Raw genomic sequence first — 16,656 nt, 5'->3', positions numbered from 1 at the left:
CGGGCGCATGAACCCGGCCGTCCTGGCAACCTCAGGCTGTCTGCTCCTTGGTCTTCAGGAAGCGCAGCGCCGGGTTCTCCTTGGTCACCGTGTCCAGGTGCCAGGCGTTGCGGGCCAGGAACACCGGGGCGCCGTCATGGTCCTCGGCCATGGCGCTGCGCACGCCGTCCTGGAACGACTTCAGCGCCGCGGCGTCGTCCGACTCGACCCAGCGGGCGGTGTAGTAGGGTGCCGGCTCGAAATGCACCGGGATGCCGTATTCCGTGCGGATCCGGTCGGCCAGCACCTCGAACTGCAGCGCGCCGACCACGCCGACGATCCAGTTGGCGTCCAGCAGCGGCTTGAACACCCGGGCGGCGCCTTCCTCGGCCAGCTGCTCCAGCGCCCGGCCGAGATGCTTGGCCTTCATCGGGTCGTCCGGCCGCACCCGCTGCAAGAGCTCCGGCGCGAAGCTGGGGATGCCGGTGAAGCGCAGGTCCTCGCCCTCGGTCAGCGCGTCGCCGATGCGCAGGTTGCCGTGGTTGGGGATGCCGACGATGTCGCCGGCCCAGGCCTCCTCCGCCAGCTCGCGGTCCTGGGCCAGGAACAGCACCGGGTTGTGCATGTTCATGACCTTGCCGGAGCGGACATGCTTCAGCTTCATGCCGCGCTTGAAATGGCCCGAGGCGAGGCGGACGAAGGCGATGCGGTCGCGGTGCTTCGGATCCATGTTGGCCTGGATCTTGAACACGAAGGCCGAGACGTTGTCCTCGGTCGGCTCCACCAGCCGGTCCGCCGTCGGCTGCGGCCGGGGCGAGGGGGCGAGGGCGCCCAGCCCGTCCAAGAGCTCGCGCACGCCGAAATTGTTGACCGCGGAGCCGAAGAACACCGGCGTCAGATGGCCCTCGCGGAACATCTGCAGGTCGAAGTCCGGGCACAGGCCGCGCGCCATCTCCACCTGCTCGCGCAGCGTGGCCACGGCGTCGGCCGGCAGCAGGCGGTCCAGCTTCGGGTCGTCCAGGCCGGTGCAGGTCTCGCCCTCTGCCGGCAGGGCGCCCTTGGCGCCCTTCTCCATCAGCACCAGCCGGTCGTGGAACAGGTCGTAGCAGCCCAGGAAGCCGCGGCCGCTGCCGATCGGCCAGGTCGCCGGCGTCACGTGCAACTGCAGCTCCTGCTCGATCTGGTCCAGCAGCTCGAACGGGTCGCGGCTCTCCCGGTCCATCTTGTTGATGAAGGTGGTGATCGGCACGTCGCGCATGCGGCAGACCTCGAACAGCTTCCGGGTCTGGTCCTCGATGCCCTTGGCGGCGTCGATCACCATCACCGCGCTGTCGACGGCCGTGAGCGTGCGGTAGGTGTCCTCCGAGAAGTCCTCGTGGCCCGGCGTGTCCAGGAGGTTGAAGGTGCGGCCGGCATAGTCGTAGGTCATCACCGAGGCGGTGACCGAGATGCCGCGCTCGCGCTCCACCTTCATCCAGTCGGAGCGGGCACGGCGCTGCTCGCCGCGGGCCTTGACCGCGCCGGCCATCTGGATGGCGCCGCCGAACAGCAGCAGCTTCTCGGTCAGCGTGGTCTTGCCGGCGTCCGGGTGGGCGATGATCGCGAAGGTGCGGCGGCGGTCGATCGGGTCGATGTTCGAAGGCATGGTCGTGACAATGACATTCTTTATTGTCATTGCCGGGCTTGACCCGGCAATCCAGAGGATGTCGACAGCTTCTGGATGCCCGGGTCAAGCCCGGGCATGACAGGGAGGGAGAAGGGCGAACCGCTCTGTCGGCGAACCGCTACATCAGCCCGTCCCGCCGCAGCAGCGCGTCCGGGTCCGGTTCGCGGCCGCGGAAGCGCTTGTACAGCTCCATCGGATGCTCGGTACCGCCGCGTTCCAGGACGTTCTCCTTGAAGCTGCGCGCGGTCTCCGGGTCGAACAGGCCCTTCTCGCGGAACAGCTCGAAGGCGTCCGCGTCCAGCACCTCGGCCCATTTGTAGCTGTAGTAGCCGGCGGAATAGCCGCCGCCGAAGATGTGGCTGAAGCCGGAGGAGGTGTTGGCCTCCGGGATCGGCGGCAGCACCTGGGCGCGGGCGACGGCGCTGCGCTCGAACTCCGGCACCGACTCGATCGCGGTCGGGTCGCCGTCGTGCCATGCCATGTCGAGCAGGCCGAAGGCGGTCTGGCGCAGCGACTGCCAGCCGGCCATGAAGCGGGCGCTGTCGCGGATCTTCTGCACCAGCTCGGCCGGCATCTTCTCGCCGGTGCGGTAGTGCCGGGCGAACAGGTCCAGCCCGTCCTTCTCCTGCACCCAGTTCTCGAAGATCTGCGACGGCAGCTCGACGAAGTCCCAGTACACGTTGGTGCCGCCGAGCGAGCGGTAGGTGCAGCGCGACAGCAGGCCGTGCAGGGCGTGGCCCATCTCATGGAAGAAGGTCCGCACCTCGTCATAGGACAGAAGCGAGGGCCGGTCCGCCGTCGGCTTCGTGAAGTTGCAGACGATGGCGACATGCGGCCGCTTGATGCCGTCGCGGTACAGGCCCTGGTCGCGGTAGGTCGTCATCCAGGCGCCGTTGCGCTTGGACGCGCGCGGGAAGAAATCGGCGTAGAACAGGCCGACATAGCGGTCCTCGGCCTCGTCATAGACCTCATAGACCTTCACGTCCGGGTGCCAGACCGGATAGGCGTCGGACGGTCGGAACACCAGGCCGTAGAGGCGCCGGCAGTGCTCGAACACGCCGTCGATCACCTGCTGCAGCGGGAAGTAGGGACGCAGCGCTTCCTCGTCGAAGGTGAAGCGGTGCTGCTTCAGCTTCTCGGAATAGTAGCCGACATCCCAGGGCTGCAGCGGCTCGGGGCCGCCGAGGCTCCTGGCGTGGGCCTGGATGTCGGCCAGGTCGCGCTCCGCCGCCGGCTTGGAGGCGGTCAGCAGCCGGTCGAGGAAGGCATGCACCGCGGCCGGCGTCTCCGCCATCCGCTTCTCCAGCACGAAGGCGGCGTGGGTCGGATAGCCCAGCAGCTTCGCCCGCTGGAAGCGCAGCGCCGCGATCTCTTTGATCAGCGGCTGGTTGTCGAACTCGCCGCCGAAGGCGCGCGAGTTGAAGGCGCGCCACAGCTGCTCGCGCAGCTCGCGGCGGTCGGCATAGGTCATGAACGGGACGTAGTTCGGCGCGTCGAGCGTGATCAGCCAGGCCTCCGGCCGGCCGCGCTCCTCCGCCGCCAGCTTCGCCGCCTTGACCGCGCCTTCCGGCAGGCCGGCCAGATCGGCCTCGTCCTCGATCCACAGGGCGAAGGCGTTGGTCGCCTTCAGCACGTTGTGCTGGAAGTCGGGGGTCAGCTTGGCCAGCCGCTCGTCGATCGACCGCAGCTCGCCCTTCTCGTTGTCGGAAAGCAGGGCGCCGTTGCGGACGAAGCCGGTGTAGGTGTCGTCCAGGAGGCGCGCCTTCTCGCCGGACAGGCCCAGGGCCTCCCGCCTGTCCCACACCGCCTTGACCCGGGCAAAGACGCGGGGGTTGAGCGAGACGTCGGAGGAGAAGTTGGCGCTCTTGCCGCCGAAATCGGCGGCCAGCGCCTGCAACTCGTCCGAGGTCTTGGCCGAGAGCTGGTTGTAGAAGACCGAGGAGACGCGGTCGACCTCCTGGCCCGCCTGCTCCAGCGCCACGATGGTGTTCTCGAAGTCCGGCGCCGCCGGATTGGCCAGGATCTCCTCGATCCGGGCCTTCGCCTCGGCGATCGCATGGTCCAGCGCCGGCAGGTAATGCGCGACCTCGATGCGGTCGAACGGCACCGCCTGGTCCTGCAGCGGCGAGGGCGCGATCAGCGGGTTGGCGCCGGTGTCGAGGGTGTCGTTCGCGTGCGAGTCCATGCGGCCGGGTGTGTCCAGATGTCGGGAGGAAGATCGGACGGTGCAGAGGCAATATAGGGATGGGCACTCCCCTCTGCCAGCGGAACGCCGCCGCGGCGGGCGGCGTCTTAACGGAACGGTCATCTCCGTCGTTTAGACTGGGTTTCTAGTAAAAATATATGCAACCGACGAGGCGATTTTGGTCTCGACATTCCTTCGTCTCCGGCCTGGCGCGGCGCCCCGCCGGCTCGCGGCGGCCGCAGTCTTCGCGCTGGTCGCGGCGGCGTTGATGGCGCCGGCCCGGGCGGAGCCGATCCGCGGTTCGGGATCGACCTTCGCCTTTCCCATCATCGCCGCCTGGTCGGACGGGTTCCTGCGCGATCGCGCCGGCGACGGCGACTTCGTGAACAACGACGCCGGGGTGGATTACGAGCCGGTCGGATCCCTCGGCGGGATCATGCGGCTCGGCCAGCCCGAGATCGACTTCGCCGCCTCGGACGCGCCCCTGCCGCCCGCGGAGACGAACAAGCGCGGCCTGGCCCAGTTCCCGATCGTCCTCGGCGGCATCGCGCCGGTGGTCAATCTCGACGGCATCGCGCCGGGACGGCTGAAGCTGACGGGCGGCGTCCTCGCCGACATCTATCTCGGCCGGGTCGAGCGCTGGAACCATCCGGCCATCGGCGCGCTCAACCCGGACCTGGCGCTGCCCGACCTGCCGATCGCGGTGGTCCACCGGTCGGACGGATCGGGATCGACCCTGACCTGGACCCGGTTCCTGTCGCGCACGAGCCCTGAATGGCGGCAGCAGGTCGGCGCCGACACCCTGGTCGCCTGGCCCCGCGGCGCCGGCGCCAAGGGCAGCTCCGGCATGATCGAGGCCGTGCAGCGGACCAAGGGGGCGATCGGCTATGCCGAATTCGGGCAGGTCCAGCGCAGCGGGCTCGCCTTCGCCCAGGTCCAGAACCACGCCGGCGCCTTCGTGACGCCGGGGCCGGAGGCCTTCGCGGCCACCGCCCGGGCCGTCCGCTGGGATCCCGGCCGGGACTTCCATGCCGATCCAGGCGAGGTCGACGCGGCCGGCGCCTATCCGCTCACGGCCGCGACCTTCATCCTGATGCACAAGCGCGACCGGTCCGAAGGGCGCACGCTGCGGACGCTCTATTTCCTGACCTACGCGCTCGACAAGGGATCGGAGGAGGCGGCGGCGCTCGGCTACGTGCCGCTGCCCGAAGAGCTGGTCGGGATGATCAAGGACTACTGGCGCGCCTCGCTTCCCGGCGGCGCAGGCCTCTAGCAAACCGGGCGAAGCGCCGGCGACAGGCGCGGCCCGTCCGATTTCGACATCCTGAGGGGGATACCGTGCAGGTGGATTATTTCCGGGACATGATCGTCCCCATCATCGGGGGGCTGGGCGTCTTCCTGCTCGGCCTCGAATTCATGTCGAACGGGATCCAGGCGCTGGCGGTGAACCGCATGCGCGACCTTCTGGCGAAGTTCGCGGGCACGCCGTCCAAGGGCGTCGTGGCGGGAACGGTCATCACCGGCATCCTGCAATCCTCCACCGCCATGACGGTGATGGTCGTCGGCCTGGTGAATGCCGGGGTGGTGGCGCTGCGGCCCGCGATCAGCGTGATCATGGGGGCCAATATCGGCACCACCCTGGGCAACGGCCTGATCGCGCTGCCGCTCGGCCCGCTCGGCCTGCTCGGCGCGGGCATCGCCGCCCTGTTCTACGTGTTCGGGAAGAGCGAGAAGACGCGCAACATCGCGCTGGCCTGCATGGGCTTCGCCCTGATCTTCTACGGCCTCAACCTGATGACCGGCGGCCTCAAGCCCCTGCGCAACATGCCGGAGATCATGGAGGTGATCTCGAGCCTGCGGGCCGACAGCTTCGGCGGCCTGATCGCCTGCGTGCTGATCGCGGCCGCCATCACCGCCCTGATCCATTCCTCCTCCGCGACGATCGGCATCGTCATGGGGCTGGGGGCCTCCGGCATCCTCGACTGGCAGACCGCGGTCGCCTTCTCGCTCGGCGCCGATCTCGGCACCACCATCACCTCCTGGATGGCCTCGCTCAACCTGTCGAAGAACGCCAAGCGCGCGGCCTACGCGCACATCTCCTTCAACTTCATCGGCGTGGCGGTGGTGCTGCCGCTGTTCTTCCTGTCGATGCCGGTGCTGGGATATGTGATGGGCTGGTTCGGCGGCGACCCGGGAAAGCCGGTGATGATCGACGGCAAGGAGACCTACCCCCTGGTGCCGGTGGCGATCGGTCTCTATTCGACCGCCTTCAACATCTTCAACACCCTGCTGCTGTTCCCCTTCGTCGGCGTGTTCGAGCGGTTCCTGTCCCGCATCGGCCGCACCGAGGCCGAGGAGATCGAGGATTATTCGACCCCGAAATATCTCGACCGGTCGATCGCGGGCGACCTGATCCGTGCCGTGCCGGCCGTGCAGAAGGAGACGCTGCGCGACCTGCAGGCCGGGGCGGTCTTCCTCGACATCGCCCGCGGCAAGAAGGGCGTGCCCGAGGATCCCGGCGAGCACTACGCCGCGGTCGACATCCTGAACCGGGACATCCGGTCCTATTCCGCGTCGCTGTTCCGGCCGGATATGTCCTATGACCAGCTCGACCTGGTGGCGAGCCTGATCGAGGAGGCGGACTTCACCGCGAGCCTGGCGGAGGCGCTGCATCAGGTCGCGCGCCGGACGAAGCGGCAGAAATTCGGGGCCGAGGCCCAGGCCATCGTCTCCGCCGCGCTCGACAAGCTCGATCTGGCGCTGCGCCCGATCCTGCCGACCGGCCCGCTCGAGCCCACGCTGCCGGCCGGCCATGTCCAGAGCCTGCCGGTGGAGGAGCTGCGCCTGCGGACCCTGAAGGCCGGCGGCATCACCCCGGACGAGCGCGGCGCGATCCTCGCGATCCTCGGCAGCGTCGAGCGGGCGGAGCTGCTGATCGCGCGCATCGATGCGGAGCGCCGGTCGGTGGACCGGGCCGCCGTCCTGGAGCGGGTGCAGAAGCTGTCCGCGGCCGGCAGCCGGCCCGCCGCCGGGGAGCCGGGGCTGGTTCCGGCGCAGTAGGGAGGCCCGCCGCCTAAGTCAGGACGCGTCCCTCGAAGGGATGCCGGCCCTCGCGGTCCTCGATCTCGACCACCCACAGGTCGGGATCGCGCTGGACCGCGCGGGCGATATAGGCGTCGGCATCGGCTTCCGGCAGCAGCTCCCCGCCCTTGGCGGGCAGCCAGGCGAGCGCGCCGTCCAGGTCGCGCGACTGGCTCAGCACCCGGCAGCCCGGCAGGCCCAGGTTGAGCTTCAGGATCAAGAGGCCGGCCCGCGGGTCGCCCTTGCGGACGACGTAGGCGGGGATGGCCTGTTGCCCCAGCTGCCGCAGATGGGCCTGGACCCACAGCTCGGTCGGAAGACGGTCGGTCGACATGGGGCTGGGTATAGCAGAGATGGGCGGACATGGGGTGTAGGACCGGCCCCTGATACCTCTCAACTATCATTGCCGGGCTTGACCCGGCAATCCAGGGGCCACGCAGAGCGGCATCGACATTCCTGGATGCCCGGGTCAAGCCCGGGCATGACAGTGAGAGGGGATGGTGAAGGCCGGCGACGCCAAGCCCTACTTGAACAGCCCCAGATCCACCGCGTTCGCCATCGCCTCGTAGCCGGCGGCGTTCGGGTGCAGGTGGTCGCCCTCGTCGAACTCCGCCTTCAGCGTCGACGGCTTGGCCGGGTCGCGCACCGCGGCGTCGAAGTCGATCACCGCGTCGCAGCCCTTTCCGGTGCGGATCCACTGGTTCACCGCCTGGCGCTTGGTCTCGCCCTCGGCGCTGTAGTAGTTGGCGAAGACCGTGCCTTCATAGGGCGTCAGCGTGGCGCAATAGGCCTTCAGCCCGGCGCCACGGGCGCGCGCCACCAGCTGGCGCAGCCCGCCGATGATCTCCTCGGCCGACACCGCCTGCTCGGGCAGCCCGGCGGAGCCGGAATGGCCGATGTCGTTGATGCCTTCCATGATCACCACCCAGCGCACGCCGGGCACCGACAGCACGTCGCGGTCGAAGCGCGACAGGGCGCCGGGGCCGAACATCTGCTCCGGCAGGTCGTGCAGGATGCGGTTGCCGCTGATGCCGGAATTGACCACCCCGACCGCAGGCCCGCCGGCCTTCGCCAGCCGCTCCGCCAGGATGTCGGGCCAGCGCCGGTTGCCGTCGACGCCCGAGCCGTAGCCGTCGGTGATCGAATCGCCGAGGGTCACCACGGTGCCGCCCTCGGCCGCCACCTCGACCCGGGACAGCAGGTAGCGCATGGTCGATTCGGTCGGGTCCGGCAGAGTCGGCGCCGTGGTGCTGTCACCGGCGAGCGAGATCCAGGCGGTCTGCACCCCCAGCGGATGCACCACCGACGGGCCGGTCCAGCGCGACACGAACAGGCTGATCGACAGGCTGTCGAGCGGCGAGACGGCGAGGTCGATCGGGTCGGAGAGCGCGGGCGCGCCGGGCGGTATGGTGATCGAGGCGGCGCCGCCGAAGGTCAGGGCTTTGCTGCTGGCCGGGTCGATCGACCCGGGGGTGTTGCCGGGCCGGGCGATGGCGGCGGCGCCGATCACCAGTGGCTGGGTGCCGGTCTCGTTGGTGAAGCGCACCCGGACCTTGCTGCCGCCGGCGCTGATCCGCACCAGCTGGCGGATGGTGGCGTTGTTCAGCTCCGGCCCCACCGGAAAGGCCGGGCTGGCGCCCCAGCTGCCGATCCAGCTGTCCTGCGCCCAGGCGGCGCCGGGCCCGGCCAGGGCGGCCGACAGGATGGCGGCGGCCAGCCAGGACCGGCCGATGGCGTTGCGTCGGATCATTCGGCTTTTCCTCCCGCTGCGGCCGCCGACGGATTCGGCGGCCCGCCGGACCTGCGCCGGCGATGGAAGTATGAGGAAGGAAAGCCTGCCGGGGCAACGCCGGACGGACATGAGCGCGGGCGTGGAGAGGCTCCACGCCCGGCGATCAGTCCCCCCGGATATCGGCGTCTAGCGGAAGCGCCGCAGCGCCGCCACCTGGTGCGAGGCGTCCTCGCCGTCGGCCAGCTTCTCCAGCAGGCCGGACAGGCGATCCATCTCCTGCCGGGTCAGCGGCGTCATGCCCATCGGCCCCATATACGTCTCGCGCCGCCGGTCGATCGGCAGGTTCATCGACTTCCAGCAGGCGATCGCGCCGGTGGCCGAATCGCGGGCCAGGAAGTTGCAGCCGCTGCGGAAATAGTCCGCTTCCCAGGGATCGAGAGGCTGGTCCAGACGCTGCAGGTAGCGACGGGCCCATTCGGCGGTCATCCGGGTGGGCGGAGGTTGTTCGATACTGCGCATGATCAGTCCCCGAATTGATCGATGGTTTCGGTCGATATCGGGCGGACGGTAGATCCTTGCGCGTTAATGAAACGTGATTGGATGGATCACGGTGATGCTCGGACGGGTGGCGTAGGCACTGACTCCGCCCTCGCGCCGTCATGGCGAGCCCCAAGGAGCCTCGCCATGACGCTGGAGAGTCGGGCAGGCACTCTGCCGCTGGTTCAGACCGTGACCACGATCTTGCCGATCTGCTGGTTGGATTCGAGGTAGCGATGGGCTTCGACGATCTGGTCGAGCGGGAAGACCCGGTCGATCACCGGCTTCAGCGACCCGTCGGCCAGCCCCTCGACGATGAAGCGCTTGGCCCGCTCCAGCTTGGCCGGGTCGCCGACGATCTCCTTGTACTGGTAGCCCCTGACGCTCAGCCCCTTGACCAGGGCCGGGAACAGCGGGAAGGGCGTCGGCTCGGGGCTCAGCGCGCCGTATTCGACCAGGATGCCGCCCTGGCCCAGCGCCTCGGCCAGCACATTCACGGCCGGGCCGGCCACCGGGTCGAACGCCGCCCGGACCCCGGCGCCGCCGGTGATGGCCTTGGCCCGCCCGGCAAGGTCCTCCTCGTCGGTGACGACGACATGGGCGGCGCCGGCATCGCGCAGCGCCGCGGCCTTGGCGGCGGTTCGGGTGGCGGCGATGGACGTCGCGCCGAGCCGGTTGGCGATCTGGATCGCGGCCAGCCCGACGCTGCTGGAGGCGGCGGTGATCAGCACCGAATCGCCGCGGCTCAGCCCGGCGATCTCGACCAGCGCGCCATAGGCGGTGACGTATTGCATCCAGACCGCGGCGGCCTCGGTCCAGGACAGGTTGGCCGGATGCTTCACCGTCACCTCGGCCGGCACATTGGCGACCTCGCCATAGGCGCCCCAGCGGGTGATCGACAGCGGCGGCACGATGCTGACCGCGTCGCCCACGGCGAGGCCGGTGACGCCCGGGCCCAGCGCCTCGACCGTCCCGGCAGCCTCGTAGCCCAGCCGGGCCGGGAAGTCCGGCGCTTCCGGATAATAGCCGGTGCGGAACATCGATTCGGCGCGGTTGATGCCCAGCGCCTTCACTTGCAGGCGGATCTCGCCGGGGCCGGGCGGCGGCACCTCGACCTCCTCGAGGCGAAGGACCTCGGGGCCGCCGAGCTCGTGGATGCGGACGATGCGGGCCATGTCGGGCTCCTGTGGATGGGACGCCCTCCGATATGATTACTTCGCAAAAGAAGATAAGTATCGAATCCGACGCAACAGTCGAAACCGTTGGTTTCCAATCATGGACCGTCTCACCAGCATGGCGGTGTTCGTCCGGGCCGTCGAAACCGGCTCCTTCGCCGCCGCGGCGGAGGCGCTCGGCCTGTCGGCGCCGATGGTCGGCAAGCATGTCCGGTTCCTCGAGGATCGCCTCGGCGCCCGGCTGCTGGCCCGCACCACGCGGCGGCAGAGCCTGACCGAGGTCGGCCGCGCCTTCTACGAGCGCTGCCGCAACGTGCTGGCCGAGGCCGAGGCGGCGGAGGCGCTGGCCGAGGACCTGCGCGCCGTGCCGCGCGGCCGGCTGCGGGTCAACGCGCCGGTCACCTTCGGCGCGCATGAGCTGATGCCGATGGTGGCGCGCTATCTGCGGGCGAATCCCGAGGTCAGCATCGAGGTGACGCTGAGCGACCGCATCGTCGACCTGGTGGAGGAGGGGTACGAGGCGGTGATCCGGATCGCGCCGCTGCCCGATTCCAGCCTGATCGCCCGCCGGCTGCGGCCCTACCGCCTGGTCGCCTGCGCCGCGCCCGCCTATCTCGCCGAACGCGGCGCGCCGGCGCGGCCGGAGGATCTGGCGGGCCATGAATGCCTCGGCTTCGCCCATTGGATGCCGCGCGACCTGCTGCAGTTCATCGGCCCGGACGGGACCCTGCATTCGGTTCAGGTTCGCGGCCGCTTCTCGGTGAACAGCGGCCAGGCGCTGCGCAGCGCGGCGCTGGAGGGGCTGGGCATCATCCTGCAGCCGGAGGGGCTGCTGCGCGACGACATCGCCGCCGGCCGGCTGGTGCGCGTGCTGCCGGGCTACGACCCGCCCTCGCGGCCGATGCACATCCTGTTCGCCCCCGACCGCCGCCCGACCCCGAAGCTGCGCAGCTTCATCGACGCGGTGGTCGAGGCGTTCGGGTAGGGGGCGATGACAATGTGCGCCTGCTCTTTGCTATTCTGCTCCCCGTCACGAGACTTTCAGAGTTCCCAACGCCGTCATTGCGAGCGCAGCGAAGCAATCCAGGGCCGCACGCATTGGCCCCTGGATTGCTTCGTCGGCTTCGCCTCCTCGCAATGACGGTAGAGGCGGAGCCTCCAAAGTCCCGCATCATGGAGGATATCGTGATGACCGGCAGCGATCGTCCGGCCGAGGGGCTCGAGGAGAAGCTGCGAGCGCTGAAGGAGACGCTCGATCGCTCAATCGCCGAAGGTGGCGAGGCCAGTGAGGCCGATCTTGACAAGGTGCTGGCGGGGAAGGCGGCGGAACTGGCCCCAGGCGACCAGGGCTAAGAAAACCGCGGGATCCGGATGTTCGGCGAGGGCCGGTAGCCGGCCGGCCGCTCGGGCCAATCCGGGAGCCGGTCGAGCAGGGCGTCGAGGCCGACTTCGGCGATCGCGGCGGCGATGGCGTCGCCGGGGCAGGCGTGGCGGCCATGGCCGAAGCTCAGACTCCGCCGGTCCGGCCGGGCAGGATCGAAGCGGTCCGGATCGGGGTTCAGCGCCGGGTCGCGGTTGGCGGCGGCGAGGACGACCAGCACGGCATCGCCCGCCCGCAGCGTCCGGCCGGCGATCTCGGTGTCCTCGGCGACGAAGCGGCGGGTGTTCTGGGCCGGCGGGTCGCAGCGCAGCACCTCCTGCACCAGGCCTGGCAACAGCCCTCGATCGGACATGGCCTTGCGGCGCAGCTCGGGACGGGCGCCGAGCGCCGCGACGGCATTGCCGAGCAGCCCGGCCCCGGCGTCGCGCGCCTGGAACAGGAAGCCGACGGCATTGGCGGTGACCGCAACCGGGTCGATGCCGCCTTCCCGCTCCGCCACGTCGCGCAGGCGCCGGGCGAGACCGTCTCCGGCAGATCCGATCACGGTCTCGGTCAGGGCGACCATCCTCGCGGCCGCTTCGTGTCCGCGCCGGATCTCCTCGAAGGTAGCGTCCGGAGCGATGGCGGCGACAACGTCGCGCATCCGGTCGGCGACCTCGGGCAGCCGGTTCGCGGCGAAGCCCAAAAGCGCGCCGACCACATGCGTCGGCAGGGCGAAGAGGAACGCGTCGAGGCCGGCGCGATTGTCGGCCAGGGCGGCGGCTCGGCGCCGGGCCTCGGCCAGGACGATCTCGGGCGGGACGTCCAGCGCCGCCGCGACGGCCCGCTTGGCGTAGGCCTGGGCGTCGCCGTCGGTCATCCGCACCAGCCGGCCGAACAGGTCGCCGACGGCGCTGCCCAGCAGCGGCCGCGGAATTGGCTCGGCCGGCGGCCGGACCCGGCAGGCGGGGTTGGCCAGCACCGCTGCCGCAGCCTCGGCGTCCGCCGCGACCCAGAGGCCGAGGGCCTCGTCATGCTGGAAGGGCCGCCGCCGCAGTCCGGCGTAGTAGGGGTAGGGATCGGGATGGGTCACGGCGGCGACGGGATCGCACGGCGGCTGCATGATCGGTCCCTCGGCTGGAGTGGCCGTCATCATAGCCGGCCGATCCGGTCCGGAGGCCGAAGACGCTTCGGCCTCGGTCGAAGCGACGCCTACTCGGCCGCCGCGACTCCGGCCGCCCGGCCGCGCGGCTCGCGGATGAAGACCAGCGACGCCAGGGCGCCGAGCACGGCCAGACCGCCGGCCAGCACGAAGGCGCTGGTGTAGACGCCGCCGGTGGCCTGGACGATGAAGCCGGTCACCGCCGGGCCGATGATGCCGGCGAGATTGGCCAGGAAGTGGATGAAGCCGCCGACGCCGCCGACATTCTCGCCGCGCACCGCGTCCTGGATCACCGCCCAGTAGATCGACCCGGTGAGGTAGAGGCCGAAGATCGACACCGACATCAGCGCCACCGCGCTGCTGACATCGGCCACGTCGCCGGCCAGGGCGACGCCCACCGCGGCGACGCCGAGCCCGCCGATCAGCACCAGCTTGCGCGACAGCAGCGCCCGGCCGGTCAGCCGGAAGATGCGGTCTGAGACGAAGCCGCCCAGCGCCAGGCCCAGGAAGCCCAGCACCCAGGGGATCACCGTGGCCAGGCTCATGTCCTTGATGCCGAGCTTGTGCACCTCGGTCAGGTAGCTCGGGAACCAGGTCAGGAAGAAGAACAGCACGTAGTTGTAGGTGAAGAAGGCGAAGGCGGTGGCCAGCACGATCGGCTGGCGCAGGTAGAAGCCCAGCCCCTGCGCCGGCAGCTGCGCTGCCGGATCGATCTGCGCCTGGCCCTCCTCGATCAGCCGGCGCTCGGCGTCGCTGATGCGCGGATGCTGGCTGGGGCGGTCGGTCGACATCCGCAGCCAGAACACCAGCCAGACGAAGCCGAGCAGCATGATGATGACGAAGGCCAGCCGCCAGCCGAAGGCCAGCGCCAGATAGCCGACGATCGGGCCGGCCACGGCGCCGCCCAGGGGCGTGCCGGAATTGACGATGCCGATCGCCGTCGCCGCCTCGCGCCGCGGGAACCAGTTGCTGACCGTCTTGCTCATGGTCGAGCTCAGCGGCCCTTCGCCGACGCCGAACAGCACGCGCAGCACGATCATCGAGACGAAGCCGGTGGCGACCGCGGTCAGGCCGCAGAACAGCGACCACAGCCCCATGGCGCCGCTGAAGACGGCCTTCGGCCCGATCCGGTCCGACAGCCAGCCGCCGATGAAGTTGAACACGGCGTATCCGGCGAAGAAGCTGCTGAAGATCACGCCCATCTGGGCGTGGTCCAGGCCGAGATCCTGCTGGATCAGCGGCGCCGCGATCGACAGCGCCGAGCGGTCGAGATAGTTGATCATGCCGGCGATGAACAGCAGGCCGACGATCAGCCAGCGAACGCTTCTGAACATGGTGGTCCTTCCGCTTGCGGGGGCGGCTTGGTGGCCGCTCAGAGGTCCAGGAGATGGACCTTCATCGACTGGTTGCGGTCGAGGGCGACCTGGAAGGCCTGGTCCGCGTTGCGGACCGGGAAGCGGTGGGTCATCAGCGGCGTCAGGTCGATCCGCCGGCCGGCGATCATCTCCACCGCCAGCGCGTATTCCTCGGCGAAGCGGAAGGAGCCGCGATACTCCAGCTCCTTCGCCATCACCAGGTTGGCCGAGACCGGCGACTGGCCGCTCGGCAGGTTGCCGAGCTGGACCACCCGGCCGCGGGCGCGGGCGGCGCGCAACGCAGTGTCGAGGCCGGCCGGGGCGCCCGAGGCCTCGATCGTCACGCCGAAGCGGCCGCGGTTCCGGCTCCAGGCCGCGATCCGCTCCTCGTCCCGGGCATCGACCGCCTCGTCGGCGCCCAGGCCCAGCGCCGTCTCGCGCGCCTTCTCGGCCAGGTCGACCACGGTGATGCGGCGGGCGCCGGCCTGGCGGGCGACCAGCAGCACCAGGGCGCCGATCGGGCCGCAGCCGACGATCAGCACGTCCTCGCCCAGGATCGGGCCGGCGCGGCGCACGGCGTGCAGCGACACCGCCAGCGGCTCGGCCATCGAGGCCTCGGCGAAGCTGACATGCTCCGGCACCGGGACGCATTGCCGGGCCGGCACGGTCAGGTATTCGCGGAAGGCGCCCTGCATGTGCGGGAAGATCGAGGCGCTGCCCAGGAACCGCATGTTCAGGCACTGGTTCTCCAGCCCGGCCATGCAGTACTCGCAGCGGCCGCAGGCCCGGCTCGGGTTCACCGCGACCGGCTGGCCGACCGACAGGCCCTCGACGTCCGGCGCCACCTCGGCGACCTCGCCGGCCATCTCGTGGCCGAGGATCAGCGGCTCGCGCAGATAGAAGTCGCCGGTCTTGCCCTTGGAGTAGTAGGCAAGGTCGGAACCGCAGATGCCGCCGGCGCGGAACCGCACCTTGACCTCGCCGGGGGCGACGCTCGGCGGCTCGCGATCCTCGATCCGCAGATCCTTGGCCTGGTGCAGCACGGCGGCGAACATGGGCGTCTCCTGGGTCAGGAATGGGCGGCGGCGGGGCCGCCGATCAGGTCCCCGGTGCGGGACAGGCGTGGCGCCGTCTCGGGCAGCGCCCGGGCGCAGAGCAGGGTGATGACGCAGCCCAGGGCGATATAGGCGCACAGATACCAGGGCGTGCCGTCGCCGATCTCCAGCAGCCAGCCCGCCGCCAGCGTGCCGGCAGACCCGATCAGCGCGCCGATCTGCTGCACGAAGGACACGCCGCTGGCCCGCACCTTGGTCGGGAACAGCTCGGAATAGAACGCCGCCTGCGGTCCGTACATGGCGCTGTGGCCGATGGCGAGCGCGGCGATCAGGCCCAGCCAGACCAGCCCGTCCATCCGGGCATAGACCAGGCCGAAAACGGGGAAGGTCGCGACGAGGACGACGGCGGCGCCGAACAGGTAGACCGACTTGCGGCCGATCCGGTCCGACAGCGCGCCGAACAGCGGCAGGGTCACCAGCTCCAGCAGGATGGCGATCAGCATCGCCGTGGTCATGGTCGGCCGGTCGATGCCGCGGCTGGTGGCGTAGGCGGCGATCAGCACGGCGAAGCTGGTGAAGGCGATGCTCTCGGCCAGCTTGCTGCCGCAGCCCAGGATCAGCTCCCGCGGCTGGCTGCGCACCACCTCGACCAGCGGATGCGCATCCTCGGCCCGGCGCTTCCGCATCTCCAGGAACAGCGGCGATTCGGTCAGCTGCAGGCGGATGTACATGCCAATGCCGACCAGCAGGATGCTGAGCAGGAAGGGGATGCGCCAGCCCCAGCTCAGGAATGCCTCCTCCGACAGGGTCGAGGTCAAGAGCGCGAAGATGCCGAGCGGCAGCACGAAGCCGGCCGGCGCGCCGATCTGCACCCAGGATCCGAAGAAGCCGCGGGCGCGCGACGGCGCGTGCTCGCACATGATCAGGATGGCGTTGCCCTGCTCGCCGCCGATGCCGAAGCCGTGCAGCAGGCGGATGAACAGCAGGGCCAGCGGCGCCCAGATGCCGATCTCGGCATAGGTCGGCATCAGCCCGATGACGAAGGTGGCGATGCCGACGATCAGCAGGGTGATGACCAGCGCCTGCTTGCGGCCGTAGCGGTCGCCGATGGCGCCGAACAAGAGGCCGCCCAGCGGCCGGGTGAAGAAGCCGGCGGCATAGGTGCCGAGCGCCGCCAGGGACCCTGCCAACGGATCGATGCTGGTGAAAAACAGCTTGTTGAACACAAGCGCCGAGGCGGTGGCGTAGATGAAGAAATCGTACCACTCGACCGTCGTGCCGATGCAGGACGCGATCGCGATCCGCCGCATCATCGCCGGTGACGTGGTGTTCTGCTGCCCTTCCATCCTCTCCTCCCGTCCGGGCCGTC

General features: G+C 69.9%; 14 protein-coding genes. 4 read left to right on the top strand and 10 right to left on the bottom strand.

Translation table 11 applies throughout. From position 1 onward, the window contains the following. Positions 1-31: 31 nt before the first annotated feature. Together LG391_RS03350 and LG391_RS03345 are read right to left on the bottom strand one after the other, a co-directional pair. Positions 32-1,624, bottom strand: a complete 1,593-nt coding sequence (locus LG391_RS03350) for a peptide chain release factor 3 (protein WP_225766374.1) — start codon at positions 1,622-1,624, stop codon at positions 32-34. A gap of 139 nt (positions 1,625-1,763) precedes the next feature. Next, positions 1,764-3,830, bottom strand: a complete 2,067-nt coding sequence (locus tag LG391_RS03345) for a M3 family metallopeptidase (protein ID WP_225766372.1) — start codon at positions 3,828-3,830, stop codon at positions 1,764-1,766. 178 nt (positions 3,831-4,008) lie between these two features. Here LG391_RS03345 and pstS point away from each other — a divergent pair, with 178 nt between their 5' ends. Both pstS and LG391_RS03335 read left to right on the top strand, forming a co-directional pair. Then, on the top strand, positions 4,009-5,103 hold the full coding sequence (pstS, locus tag LG391_RS03340; RefSeq protein ID WP_225766370.1) for a phosphate ABC transporter substrate-binding protein PstS: 1,095 nt from the start codon (positions 4,009-4,011) through the stop codon (positions 5,101-5,103). Positions 5,104-5,192: 89 nt separating this feature from the next. After that, positions 5,193-6,890, top strand: a complete 1,698-nt coding sequence (locus LG391_RS03335; protein WP_225766369.1) for a Na/Pi cotransporter family protein — start codon at positions 5,193-5,195, stop codon at positions 6,888-6,890. A gap of 13 nt (positions 6,891-6,903) precedes the next feature. Here the strand turns inward: LG391_RS03335 and LG391_RS03330 are convergent, their stop codons facing one another. From LG391_RS03330 to LG391_RS03315, 4 genes are all read right to left on the bottom strand, one after another. Continuing rightward, complete coding sequence (locus tag LG391_RS03330) at positions 6,904-7,245, bottom strand: DUF1491 family protein (RefSeq protein ID WP_225766366.1); 342 nt, start codon at positions 7,243-7,245, stop codon at positions 6,904-6,906. A 189-nt stretch (positions 7,246-7,434) separates the two neighbouring features. Further along, positions 7,435-8,661 carry an SGNH/GDSL hydrolase family protein gene (locus LG391_RS03325; protein WP_225766365.1) on the bottom strand — a complete coding sequence of 409 codons (1,227 nt, stop codon included), beginning with the start codon at positions 8,659-8,661 and terminating at the stop codon, positions 7,435-7,437. Positions 8,662-8,829: 168 nt separating this feature from the next. Next, positions 8,830-9,162: a hypothetical protein gene (locus tag LG391_RS03320; protein ID WP_225766363.1), complete on the bottom strand. Its 333-nt coding sequence runs from the start codon at positions 9,160-9,162 to the stop codon at positions 8,830-8,832. Between the two features lie 203 nt (positions 9,163-9,365). Beyond that, the gene (locus LG391_RS03315; RefSeq protein WP_225766361.1) at positions 9,366-10,355 is read right to left on the bottom strand and encodes a zinc-dependent alcohol dehydrogenase family protein; all 990 of its coding nucleotides are present in this window, start codon (positions 10,353-10,355) and stop codon (positions 9,366-9,368) included. Between the two features lie 100 nt (positions 10,356-10,455). Between LG391_RS03315 and LG391_RS03310 the strand changes: the two genes are divergently transcribed. Next, positions 10,456-11,340, top strand: a complete 885-nt coding sequence (locus tag LG391_RS03310) for a LysR family transcriptional regulator (RefSeq protein ID WP_225766359.1) — start codon at positions 10,456-10,458, stop codon at positions 11,338-11,340. Positions 11,341-11,543: 203 nt separating this feature from the next. Then, complete coding sequence (locus LG391_RS03305; protein WP_225766357.1) at positions 11,544-11,708, top strand: hypothetical protein; 165 nt, start codon at positions 11,544-11,546, stop codon at positions 11,706-11,708. Here the strand turns inward: LG391_RS03305 and LG391_RS03300 are convergent. The 4 genes from LG391_RS03300 to LG391_RS03285 all read right to left on the bottom strand — a co-directional run bounded on the left by LG391_RS03300 (position 11,705) and on the right by LG391_RS03285 (position 16,633). Continuing rightward, positions 11,705-12,838, bottom strand: a complete 1,134-nt coding sequence (locus tag LG391_RS03300) for a cytochrome P450 (protein WP_225766355.1) — start codon at positions 12,836-12,838, stop codon at positions 11,705-11,707. The two genes, LG391_RS03305 and LG391_RS03300, sit on opposite strands and share 4 nt — an antisense overlap. An 89-nt stretch (positions 12,839-12,927) precedes the next feature. After that, on the bottom strand, positions 12,928-14,211 hold the full coding sequence (locus tag LG391_RS03295) for an MFS transporter (RefSeq protein WP_225766353.1): 1,284 nt from the start codon (positions 14,209-14,211) through the stop codon (positions 12,928-12,930). Positions 14,212-14,249: 38 nt separating this feature from the next. Further along, complete coding sequence (locus LG391_RS03290; protein ID WP_225766351.1) at positions 14,250-15,287, bottom strand: L-idonate 5-dehydrogenase; 1,038 nt, start codon at positions 15,285-15,287, stop codon at positions 14,250-14,252. Between the two features lie 14 nt (positions 15,288-15,301). After that, the gene (locus LG391_RS03285; RefSeq protein WP_225766349.1) at positions 15,302-16,633 is read right to left on the bottom strand and encodes an MFS transporter; all 1,332 of its coding nucleotides are present in this window, start codon (positions 16,631-16,633) and stop codon (positions 15,302-15,304) included. Between the last annotated feature and the right edge of the window lie 23 nt (positions 16,634-16,656).

Origin of the sequence: Inquilinus sp. Marseille-Q2685 (genome assembly GCF_916619195.1) — a bacterium.
Classification (GTDB): domain Bacteria; phylum Pseudomonadota; class Alphaproteobacteria; order DSM-16000; family Inquilinaceae; genus Inquilinus.
The sequence above is the reverse complement of the archived record's forward strand: the minus strand, read 5'-3'. Positions and strand labels throughout refer to the sequence as shown.